Origin of the sequence: Pedobacter sp. UBA5917, from assembly GCF_002432345.1 — a bacterium.
GTDB lineage: Bacteria > Bacteroidota > Bacteroidia > Sphingobacteriales > Sphingobacteriaceae > Pedobacter.
Map to the genome: position 1 here is coordinate 1 of NZ_DJDT01000024.1, position 11,952 is coordinate 11,952.

General features: G+C 40.8%; 10 protein-coding genes. 4 read left to right on the forward strand and 6 right to left on the reverse strand.

Going from position 1 to position 11,952, the window contains the following annotated elements:
• The 3 genes from B2V92_RS01765 to B2V92_RS01775 form a co-directional block, all read right to left on the reverse strand.
• On the reverse strand, nt 1–333 hold a 333-nt coding region (locus B2V92_RS01765), incomplete at its 3' end, for a hypothetical protein (RefSeq protein ID WP_293304283.1).
• 31 nt (nt 334–364) lie between these two features.
• Nucleotides 365–3,736, reverse strand: a complete 3,372-nt coding sequence (locus B2V92_RS01770) for a SusC/RagA family TonB-linked outer membrane protein (RefSeq protein WP_293304285.1) — start codon at nt 3,734–3,736, stop codon at nt 365–367.
• A gap of 288 nt (nt 3,737–4,024) precedes the next feature.
• A complete protein-coding gene (locus B2V92_RS01775) occupies nt 4,025–4,891 on the reverse strand; it encodes a LysR substrate-binding domain-containing protein (RefSeq protein ID WP_293304287.1) in 867 nt (288 codons plus the stop codon).
• A 117-nt stretch (nt 4,892–5,008) separates the two neighbouring features.
• On the opposite strand from B2V92_RS01775, the gene B2V92_RS01780 reads away from it, so the two are divergent.
• On the forward strand, nt 5,009–6,244 hold the full coding sequence (locus tag B2V92_RS01780; protein ID WP_293304289.1) for an MFS transporter: 1,236 nt from the start codon (nt 5,009–5,011) through the stop codon (nt 6,242–6,244).
• Between the two features lie 234 nt (nt 6,245–6,478).
• Here B2V92_RS01780 and B2V92_RS01785 read toward each other — a convergent pair whose 3' ends face one another.
• Nucleotides 6,479–7,624, reverse strand: a complete 1,146-nt coding sequence (locus B2V92_RS01785; protein WP_293304291.1) for an aminotransferase class V-fold PLP-dependent enzyme — start codon at nt 7,622–7,624, stop codon at nt 6,479–6,481.
• A gap of 184 nt (nt 7,625–7,808) precedes the next feature.
• Nucleotides 7,809–8,522, reverse strand: a complete 714-nt coding sequence (locus B2V92_RS01790; RefSeq protein WP_293304293.1) for a DUF4397 domain-containing protein — start codon at nt 8,520–8,522, stop codon at nt 7,809–7,811.
• Between the two features lie 191 nt (nt 8,523–8,713).
• On the opposite strand from B2V92_RS01790, the gene B2V92_RS01795 reads away from it, so the two are divergent.
• Entirely contained in the window at nt 8,714–9,886 is a 1,173-nt protein-coding gene (locus tag B2V92_RS01795; RefSeq protein WP_293304295.1) for a sensor histidine kinase, read from the forward strand.
• A gap of 15 nt (nt 9,887–9,901) precedes the next feature.
• Nucleotides 9,902–10,567, forward strand: a complete 666-nt coding sequence (locus B2V92_RS01800) for a response regulator transcription factor (RefSeq protein ID WP_293304296.1) — start codon at nt 9,902–9,904, stop codon at nt 10,565–10,567.
• 52 nt (nt 10,568–10,619) lie between these two features.
• Here B2V92_RS01800 and B2V92_RS01805 read toward each other — a convergent pair whose 3' ends face one another.
• Entirely contained in the window at nt 10,620–11,483 is an 864-nt protein-coding gene (locus tag B2V92_RS01805) for an AraC family transcriptional regulator (RefSeq protein ID WP_293304298.1), read from the reverse strand.
• 88 nt (nt 11,484–11,571) lie between these two features.
• Between B2V92_RS01805 and B2V92_RS01810 the strand changes: the two genes are divergently transcribed.
• The coding region (locus B2V92_RS01810) for an alcohol dehydrogenase catalytic domain-containing protein (RefSeq protein ID WP_293304300.1) at nt 11,572–11,952 on the forward strand (381 nt) is incomplete at its 3' end.

The window sequence follows — 11,952 nt, forward strand, 5'->3', positions numbered from 1 at the left end:
CTGATTTTCGAGCTGTATGGTGTATTTCAGCATATCGTAGGCATGGTCGCTATAACTCCAGCCATAATCGTTGGTGCTCCAGTATTTATCGTAATTGGATACCAGGTACTGATCTGCCTTGTATCCGTTTTTGTTATAGGTGGCATCTTTATCAAAAGGTTTTTCTTCTACCTTGATAAAATTTGCGGTAATGTGGTTTAAAATTAAACTTACCGGCACGGTGGCATCGGCATTAATGGCATTCGGGTTTGATACCAGATCGCCTTTCTGGCAGCCGGCAACCACAATTGCCAGCATAATGCCTGAAATTGTAGTTTTTAATATCTTTTTCATATTATATTTTTATGATTGATCAGAATAATGATTAAAACGAAACGTTGAGATTGAAACCGTATTTACGGGTAGTTGAACTCTGTAAACCATTGTTATTCTGCGTAGAACGGTCGCTTGAATTAAATCCAGAGGCATATTGATCGATGTCGAAATCTTTGCGCGCCGCGAAATACAATAGGTTGCGGCCAATGATCGAAAATGTAGCATTTCTGATAAATGATTTTTTCAACCATTTTGAAGGCAGGTTATAACTGATGGTTACCTCACGGAGTTTGGCAAATGAACGGCTGATCATCCAGGCCTCGTCAATATTTTTGATGGTACCGTTCAGGTATGTTTGAACCAGTATAGGTTTATTGTTTGGCGCAAAAGTTAGCTGATCCAAATTAGAAATTACCCCATTCTCATATATTGGTGTACCACTTGTAATCACCACACCTCTACCCAGTTCGTTACCAACAAGGGCCGGCGTAGGCGCCTGGGTACCTGTTTTGGTTGATAACCATTCGGCATAACGGGCATCGCCAACAACACCGGTAACGGTTGATAGATCGCTTCCGCCCTGGCGTGTAGCAAAGTAATTATAATCATAAATTTTACCACCGATACGGCCATCAAACTGAAAGCTTAAACTAAAATTCTTATAAGCAAACCTGTTGCTGATACCAAAGGTAAAATCGGGATTTAAAAAGCCCAGCGAACCTGTAGTTTGTGGAAAACCACCTGTTGCAGTAAGTAAAGTTCCATCTGATTTATACACCACGTTTCCGGCTGCATCGCGCAGATATTTGGTTCCGAATACCTCATCCAGCCTGTCGCCGATTTTATACGTGTGGTTACCAAGGGCAAGTGTGGTAACCGATTTATCGTTCTCCAATACTTTAGTTAAGGTTTCTTTAAAAGTACCGTAGTTTATGCCCAGATCCCAGTTAAAACCACCGGCGCTCTTTATTATGCCAGCAGTTAAAGCCAACTCAAAACCTGTACGCTTGGTTGTAATCGCGTTCAGGTTCTGTGCACTAAAACCCGTTGAAGGTGCAATGGTATAGGGATAGATCTGCGGACCATTTTCGGTATCAAAATAGGTTGCATCCAATGCGATACGGTTTTTAAAAAAACGGATATCGGCACCATACTCATAAGATAAACGGTTATAAGGTTTTAATGCAGCGTTGGCAAGTGTATTTGAGAACGCTACCGAAGGGGTACCATTATAATAGGTTGCCGATGAAGCCGTGTTCTGGTTGGCATAACTAGGTCCATCATAAGGCGTATACACATCGCTGCTGTAACCCAAAAAGGTATTTATGGAGTTACCTGTTACCAAACTAACCGCAGCAGGTACACTGGCCTGTGTTAGGGCGTTTTTTACATCGGCAAGCGAAGCACGTAATTTTACAAAAGAAATTACTTCAGGGAACTTAATGTAGTCGGATACTACAGAAGATACCGAAACCGAAGGATAAAAGAAGGTATTATTGGCTTTTGGCAGGGTAGAAAGATTATCTACACGGCCGGTGGTATTGATGTTAAGGTATTTATCAAAACCAAAATCGAACGAATAATAGGCACTGTATACCTGCATTCTCGAATTCCAGGTATACTCTAAAGGTGCCTGTATCGAATTCGATAAAATATAAACGTTAGGTAAGGCCAAAGCTTTTGTAGTACCGTAAAAAGAATCGTATTTAAACGAACGTGCATTACCTCCTACCAAACCTGATACGGTAAATTTACCGAATTTGTGGTTGTAGTTAACTGCAGCATCGGTATTGTTTTCAAATAACTGACGGTCGTCCTGACGGTAATCGCCATACCAGCCAAAACTATAATCGGCAATAATACCGGTATAACTGTTTAAGTTGGCCGACGAAGGAACCTGCTCTGTTTTATGTTGGTTCCAGGTACTTACCGTTGAGCGTAAACTTACATCCAGATCGCTGTTGATCTTATAGTTTAACCTTAAATAAGCGTAAATATCGGTTTTATCATGGCCGCGCAACCATTTTTTGGCTACGAACCATGGGTTATTTAAACGGCCATACTCCTGTGCGTACTGTACCAGATCGGGCACACCCTGCGGACCTTTGTAAATATCTTCGAGGTCGCGAACATCATAATCAGCTGATCCGTATACTTTAAACATATAGATATAACTCTGCGGGCCATAAGTAACTTCGGGGATGTTGTTACTGTACTGTTTGTTGAAATTGATATTTCCATCAATGGTTAACTTCGAATTGATGTTATAACTTGCGCTAAGGTTAAAGTTATCAGCATTTATCGCGGTATTCGGAAAAATCCCTTTCTGGTACAGGTGCGAGTAAGAAAAACGGGTGGAGTAGTTGGTGCCCGTTGCGCTAAAAGCAAGGTTACTGGTATTGGTATAACCCTGTTGTGCAAAATTATCATAATTATCTACGCCCCTTGCCAACCATGGTGTAGGTGTTCTTACCCCGGTTAAGGCATTGTAAGGGCTATCATACTGACGTAATAACTGTCCTTCGAAGCGTGGTCCATATTCGCCTAAACGGTTCGCATTATCGTATAATGCATCCGGAGCCGGCACATAAACATTCGAATTATCTTTTGCCTGGTATTCATAATGGTAGCCATTACCGCGGCCGTACTCTGTTTGCGCTTCTGGAACGGCGATCCATGAGCCATCGAGTACAAGACTGTTGTTAAAGTTTACTTCCCATCCTTTTTTATCTTTGGTTCCTTTTTTTGTGGTAATTACAATGGCACCATTAATACCGCGTGAGCCATATAAGGCAGCCGCATTTGGCCCTTTTAAAATAGAATAGGTTTCAATATCATCCGGACTGATGTTCCATGTATCGGAATTGATCGGTGAACCATCTACCACGAACAAGAGATCCTTGCTACCGCGCAGAACCAGTTCGGGCCTGCCGAACATTTCGGCGCTGGCACCAACCGATAAGCCGGCCACCTTACCTGCCAATGAGTTAACGGGGTTGGCATCGCGGGCCTTAATCAGGTCTTCGCCTTTTACTTCCTGAACAGAATAGCCCAATTTTTTAACTTCCTTTTTTACGCCATAAGCGGTCACCACCACATCGGTAAGGATATTGGAATTGGACATTAATTTAACAGACAGATCAGGCTCATCGCCTACAACTACTTCTGTACTGGTAAAACCGATAGAAGAGAACACTAAAACCTGACCTTTAGTGGCTTCGATTGCAAAGCGGCCGTTAACACCGGTGGCTGTGCTTTTCCGCGTACCTTTAACAAGGATGTTAACTCCCGGAATGATTTGGTTGGTTTCATCAATCACCACTCCTTTAATGGTGCTGTTTTGGGCAAAAGAGCTGCCGCATGTTAGTATGATGACCACAGAAAGTAGCCATCTGGTAATTTTGGGTAAATTTAGTTTCATAAACGCTATTTTTACGCCAAAGCTATCCGCTCAGTATTAAGCAATTAGACGTTATGTAACAAGTTTGTTTTATATTAATATTAAAACTGGCACAAAAACACTGCTGATTGTTAAGTTTCGGTAAAGCGATGGTAAATAAAAATAAATCGCCTACATAATCGGCTTATTCCGTCCGTATTCTAATTTCATTTTAATCTTAAAGGTTTAAAAAAAAACCTTAACAACCTGTTTTTCATCTGCATCAATTAAAGAGGCCAACGAGACCTATCTTTCATCTCTAATTTCATTTTAATCTGACAGGATTTTTAAGAAGGCCTTAACCGCTTGCTTTTCATAAACATCGGTTAAAGAAATCAACACCGCATGTTGCGGGTTTTTCACCTTACTTATCGGCACAGAAACGAGGTGGCTTTGGTTACTGACCGAGGTATTGGTAAGTATGGTATTCCAATGCCCGGTACCAACAAGTTCCAGCAGGGTTGGTATATCATTTATCTCCAAACTAACCTGGGGAGTGATTTGATGCTGCACGAAAATTTCATCCACAAAATTGCGGGTACTGAATCCTTTAGCGGGCAAAGCCAGTTTTAGCTGTTTTATTTCCTGCAATGAGATACTTTTCTTTTTGGCCAAAGGCGAATCCTTTGTAACGATAAAACCTAGAGTAGACTCAAATAAAGGCCGGTACTTTAATTCTTTTCGGCTTTCTACCTCATCAAAAGTCATTACAATATCCAGTTCGAACCTGCAGAGCCTATCGATCATCTCGCTCGAAGTACCAAATAAGACCTGAATAACTACCTTTGGGTACTTTTGATGGAATTTAACCAAAGCAGGCGTTAGGATGTGCCTTAATCCATAAGATGTACCGATAACCAGGGTACCGGTTTGCAACTTACTTAAATCTTTTAAAAGCTGATAACCATCATTGGCTTTATTTAAACACTGCAGCGCATAACTATAAAATAGATTTCCGGCTTCGGTAGTGTAAATATGCTTACCGATTCGGTTAAACAGTGGTGTACCCAGTTCGTCTTCCAGTTGTTTGATCTGTTGCGAAAGTGTACTCTGACTTATAAAAAGCTGGGCGGCGGCCTCTGTAAAATTCTGCAGTTCTTTGGCCTTAATAAAATAACGCAGTTGTCTGAGCTCCATAATTGATCGTTATTACCGATTGGTTTAATAGAAAATTAACGTTTTACAAATTAATCAATACAACTGAACTTTGTGGTAACAAAAGCAAAAAATAATAAATCTTTTGTACCGATACCCATGGACACTTTCAGATCCTTTAAACACAAAAATTTCAAACTATTTTTCTATGGCCAGTCTATATCACTACTTGGCAACTGGATTCAAAAAACAGCAGTAATCTGGTTGGTTTACAGACTTACGGGCTCATCATTATTTTTGGGCATTGTGAGTTTTGTGAGTTTAATTCCTACGCTGATTTTATCACCGTATGCGGGCAGCTATATCGACAGGCATAACCGTTTCAAAATTATAAATGTACTGCAGCGGATTGCGATGGTGCAGGCGGGAACACTGGCTGCTATTGTTTATTTTAAGGTAAACAATGTTTGGCTGATTATTTTACTTACGCTGATACAAGGCATGAGCGATGCTTTTGAGGTAACCTGCAGGCAATCGTTAATGGTAGAAATGGTGGATGATAAAGCCGACCTGCCCAATGCCATTGCGCTAAATTCGACAATGACCAACCTGGCACGTATTGTTGGTCCGGCCATTGCAGGCATACTCCTGAGTACTTTTGGCGAAGACTTCTGCTTCATCAGCAATTTCGTCAGTTATATCCCGGTACTGATATGTTTAGGGTTGATGAGGCTCAGTATACAGGCCACCCCGAAATTTGAGCAGAATATATGGAATGGTTTAAAAGAAGGCTTAAATTACATCACTTCGGATAAAGAAATAATAGGCTTAATCGGTTTGTTGGCTGCCAGCAGCTTAATGGTAATCCCGTTTACTACATTGGTACCTATTTTTGCCAAAGAGATATACCATGGAAACGCAGGCACCTTCAGTTTGTTCGAGAGTGCCATAGGTGCAGGTTCGGTTATCAGTGCAGTGTTTATGGCACAGCTTAAAGGTCCGGGCAGGTTGGTACAGATTACCATTGTATCAAGCCTGGTTTTTGGCAGCGGCGTGCTCCTGGTTGCAGTTTCGCAAAATCTACTGATCACGTTGTTGGGTATGGTGCTTAGCGGCGCTGGGATGATTGCGCAGATTTCGTCAATCAACACCTATATCCAGATGCATGTACCTCCCGAAATGAGGGGCCGGGCAGTAAGTTATTTTGTAATGTCGTATTTAGGGGTAATCCCAATTGGCAGTTTAATTATTGGTGTTGTTACCGAATATCTCGAAGTTAGAAAAGTAGTGGCTGCAGAAGGTATTTTGGCTTTAATTGCCGTTGCAGTTTATATGATATACAGGCGTAGGCAGCAATTATATAAAGCAGATAACAATCTGATCAAAACAGTATAAAACAACTGGCTCTTAACTTGTAGAAATTGGAATAAGGTCCTATCTATGCCTTGTAATTAAGTGACTGAGGCGGTGATAAAAAACAAAGACAACACTGTTTCATTTACCGCCTTAGCCACCTGAAAACATCTTAGTTTTTTATCATACAAGAATAAAAACACGTGATCTTACATGAACCTTAAATGTCTTATATGGTAAAAAATTAAACTGACTATTAAACCTTTATACCAATATTTAAAGTTTTTCTACAACCTGAATAAATTTTTCTAATTCAGTTTCGGTATTGTAGTAATGCGGTGATACCCTAACTACCCACTCTACATTTTTTTCAGCAAAATCGATAATCGCGGCCGTTTTGGGTGTAGTATAAATATTGATGTTGTGATCGGTAAAGTATTTTTTAGTATCTGTTTGCGATCGTTTGTTGCAGCTAAACGTAAGGATGTTGCTTTGCTGCTTTCCCCTATCCTGAAGTTTGATAAAATCAATTTCAGATAATCCACTTTTTAAAACCTGCATTAAATGGCTGTTCCGCGATTCGATCTGATCGATACCGATTTCGAATAAATACTTTAATGCTTCGCTGCTGCCCATCATCAACGCATAAGCGGTTTCCCAGTCTTCGAAACGTTTGGCATCTTTCCGCGGGATATATTTATTTTCTTCTACCCACTCGGCCCCACGTAAGTCAATAAACAGGGGTTCAAACCCTGCTTCCAGCGCCTTATCCGATACATATAAAATCCCTGCGCCCCTTGGCCCGCGCAGAAACTTACGGAAAGTTCCGCTGATAAAATCGGCTCCGGTAGTAATGGCATCAACATTTAGCTGCCCTAACGATTGGCAGGCATCGAGTAAATAAAGGGTATCGTATTTTTTAACGATCCTTCCGATTTCTTCCACCGGTTGTACCAGGCCCGAACTGGTTGGAATATGCGTTACCGAAAGTAAACGTGGCTGGTGTTTGCGGATTTTCTCTTCCAGATCACAGAGATCAATTTCGCCGGTTGCGGTATTGGCTACGCGCACAATCACGACACCAAAGCGTTGCTGTAGCGACAGGAGCACAATAAAATTAGATGGATAATCATTTTCGCTAACCAAAATAACATCCCCCGTTTTAAAAGGAATTGATGATAATGCCCTGTTGTAACTATCGGTGGCATTGGTGGTAAAAGCAATATTTTGGCTTTTGCAGTTTAGCAACTGTGCACCATAGCTATAAAAAAGATCAATTTCGGCCCTTTTACGGTCGGCAGTTTCATAACCTCCGAACATTTCTTCCTCTGTGATATAATTACGTATGGCATTGGCTACCGTTTTGGGCATCAGTGCCGCCCCTGCGTTATTTAAATGTATGGCCACGTCGCTACCGGCCATTTGGTTCCGAATTAACTGTATATCCCTCATCCACAAAAATTAAAATGTAAATAGAACAAACATCCGGCCACAGGCAAAATGCCTTTGTTCATTTTCAATATTTAACAACCGGTAAATAGAAAAGATTTAAATAAATATAAGTCTCTGCTTATCTGTGATTAAAAATACCTTTAATAGGCCTTATCTAGTTATTAGGTATGAGCGATAACTTGAGTTTTTCATTCGCTGCGCCCCCGTTTTTTAATCCCGTGGCACAAATGGTATAAATTTTACCTTTTTTAATGCTTACCTGTCCCAAATCGGCCAGCACTTTCCCTGTTCCGCTTTCCACTATTTCAAAATGATACGCATCCGACGATTCGAGGGGGATAAAACTGCTTGCATCTTTGTAGGAAACGGCATTTATCTGGCCAAAAAGTACACCATTCAGATGAAGATCAATATTCATTGCATCAGGACTTAAATGTACCAACCTGATTTTGGCCTTTTCGGGATCGACCGGATTAAAATTATCCTCCTGTTTAACAAATTTCAGACTGGGATAAATACCGGAAACAAATACGGAATAAGATAATCCTGCTTTTAAGGTCAGGTAATCTCCGCTTATCAGCTGGTTCGAATTTTCATCTGTAACCTCAATCTTATATTGTACAGCTTCATAATCTTTATAATCAATCTGTTTACCGAATACAAAACCTGTTGTGCTTACTTTTTTGGCCCCGAAATATAAATCGAGGTTTTTTGATGAGAGGGCCGAGTTATAAAAAGTTACCCTCGGTTTCTTGTCTTTTGAATCTTCATCGCTGCTTTTTTTCTTACAGGCATTAAATAAAAAAGTTATTGAAACAATTAAAATGGTGGCTGGCATCCAATGTAATGGACTCTTCGTTTTTTTCATCTGATGGTTTGTTAATATGTGTTGCATCAGTTCGGGGGGCGTTTTGTTTCTGCTAAAAACATTCCTTTTCCTGATACAGTGCAAATATCATTACCGCGATTGTTAATGAATGTAACGAAATGTTAAAGTTAGTTAAGCCCCAAAATTTACACAGGCACATGGTTTAACTTTGCTGTACTAAACTAATCAGAATGAATAAACGCTTACCCCTTATATTGGGCGTAATCTCGCTCAGTACCCTAGGTTTGATCCTTACACAGGGTTACTGGCTTTTACAGGATTACCGGTATTATCGTTCGCAACCCCTGTTTTCTACCAAGTTTAACTACTACCAACCCGATAGCGGAGCGGTTATTTTAGGGGAAGCTGTGCCCGATAGCCTTACTGGCCGGTTAAAGGAGATACGTGGGAGTAAAAAACTAACCCTACCTGCAACCGGAGCCTTTTCGGAAGCAACTACAATAGCAGAGCCTGCAATATTAACCCCTGCACCACAGATAATTGGTAATGCAGGAATTGAAACCAGCCCAAACTATGGCGACCACCTGCTTGGTTTTATGCCGCTTGCCCCTACCAGCTACCTCATGAAAAAAGTAGAATGGCAGTTCGGTTACTCTCTACTGCTCATATTTGTAACAACAGGTTCGCTCATTTATATGTTAAGGATCATATTTCAGCAGAGGAGAATGTCTGCCATTAAAACCGAGTTTGTGGATACACTGATGCACGAACTCAGAACCCCTTTGGGTACTGCGCAAGTTGCGGTAGAAGCCCTAAAAAAATATGGTGTGCTGGAAGACCGCTACCGCACCCAAAAATATCTGGATATTTCTGGATATGAGCTTTCCCATCTCTCGGCGCTGATAGACCGTATCCTCGACCAGTCGATCTTAGAATCGGGGAAAATGGAGATACAAAAATGCCCGGTAGATGTAAACAGACTCATCGAATCGGTAATTTACAAATACGCCGGACAGGAAAACAATATCAATATCCAGTACGATCGCAAACCAGGTATACAGATCATTAACCTGGATGCCGTACACATTTCAAATTCCCTGAGCAACCTGATCGAAAATGCCATCAAATATTCTTTGCAGGAAAAAAGGATATCAATATCCAGCAGGATCACAACTCGGCAATGGCAATGTTCGATTACCGATAACGGCATTGGTATAGACAAAAGATACCACAAAAAGATATTTGGGCGTTTTTTCAGGGTAAAAGATAATCGTGTAGAATCTAAAGGTTTTGGCCTTGGCCTTAGCTATGTTGCGCGGATAATCAGGCTACATAATGGTACCATCAAACTGGAGAGTACAGAAGCCGGCTCTACTTTTACTGTCAGCATTCCAATTAATTAAACCTAAACTCTTATTATGAAGGTATTATATGTAGAAGATGAAAGTGATATGGCACTGATTGTATCGGAGAGTTTGCGTTTTAACGGTTTTGAGGTTGATCATTTTAACAATCCAACCGCAGCCCTATCACATTTCCGTGTTACAAAGCCCGATATTATTATTTTGGATGTAATGCTGCCGGGGATGAGCGGCATCAGCCTTGCCCAATTGTTAAAAAGCGCAGCCAACCACATTCCGATTATTTTTGTTACCGCAAAAACCCATATCAGGGATGTAACGGCCGGATTTGAAACGGGTGCTAACGACTATCTGAAAAAACCCTTCATGGTTGAAGAACTGATTTTACGTATACGTGCACTTCTCAGGGCTCCTGTTACCAGAGAACATTATGTTTTTGGTGAGTTTAAGTTGAATTACATGAGGCAGGAGCTTAGCAGAATGGGTGTAATTAAAAAATTATCATACCGCGAATGCGTTATCCTGCAGCAACTTGCATTAAATGTGGGTACGGTTATCCCAAGGGATCTGTTAATTGAAAAGTCGGGGCAGGATAATCCCGATCTGAACGGTCGCAGCCTTGATGTTTTTATATCCAGACTGAGAACTTATCTCCGGGCCGATCCCAGGATCAGGATCCAGGCCATTAAAAAAATAGGATACAAACTGGCAGTAGATCCATAAATCTAATCATAACCACGGCACGCAAAACCTAATTTTTAACGCTCACGATTGGCTAAACCAACGTTCCTTTTACAGTTTCCAGATAGTTTTTCCGGAATTCGGTCGGGTTAAAGCCAGTATGTTTTTTAAAAGCCCTGCTTAAATGGCTTTTATCGGTAAAACCAAATTGGTCGGCAATTTCGGAAATATGCATGGCACTGTGGAGCAATTTATTCTCTACCTGTTTTAATTTGTAATTCATGATATAATCCTGAAAGCCCGCTCCGGTATGCCTTTTAAAATACCTGCCCAGATAAGCCTCGGCTATACCAAAAGTATGGCCAATGTGCTCGGCTTTGAGTTTTTCGGGATCGACAATATTCCGCTGGATATAATTTAAAATATCTAAGGCCCTGTTATCACTGTTTTCGTCCATACTTTCGGGCAGGGTAAGTGAAATGTTCCTCGATACAATCACCAATAAAGTATTGATATACTGATCCAGCACTTCTTTGTGAAAAAGATCACGCCTTTCGTGTTCATTTATAATCAGCTCCATAATCGTCTGGATTACCTGTTTATCTTCTTCCCGTTTTAAAATACAGCCCGATTGTTTGCTTACATTCCGTAAAATCATCTCGAGCCTGTTAATCAGCTCCTTTGCCGCCATATTGTTTTTTAAATAAGCTGCATTAAACCTGATAAAGAAAAAGCGGCTCCTTGTGCCGATCTCAAAAGTGTGGTGATCATCGGGAGCCAGTAAAAACAAATGGCCCGGTTTATACGCAAAACCATCGCCGTTAATATATTGAAAGCCCGCTCCTTCGATTACGTAAACAAATTCAAAAAATGTATGCGTATGGATGCCACGTGGACATTCATCAATCATTTCAGTTACGGCAAGCTCGTAAGGTTCGTATAAATGATCTTTTTTCATGGCACAAAAATACAACTACATATCAAAAATATACAACAAAAAATATCAATAAGTTGTAGAAATTTGCCTAATCAATTAAAAACAAAAAATGAATACCATAGAAAATAACACAACCGAAGCACTGGTTTTAGAACAGGCCGGTGGAAAATTTATTAAAAAAACAATTTCCCTTCCCGAAATCGGGGCCGATCAGGTTAAGGTAGAAATTCATGCCAGCGGGATTAATCCACTGGATACCAAAATCTGGTCAGGAAATGCCGAACATGCCAAACAACCACTGCCGGCAGTATTGGGAATGGATCTAGCCGGCAAAATAACCGCTATAGGCGCTGATGTTACGCGGTTCAAAGTTGGTGATGAGGTTTTCGGAATGACCGGGGGCATTGGCGGTAACCAAGGGTCGCTTGCTGATTTTGCAGTGGTAGATGAAGCACTTTTAGCCAAAAAACCAGCCAATTTAAACATGGCA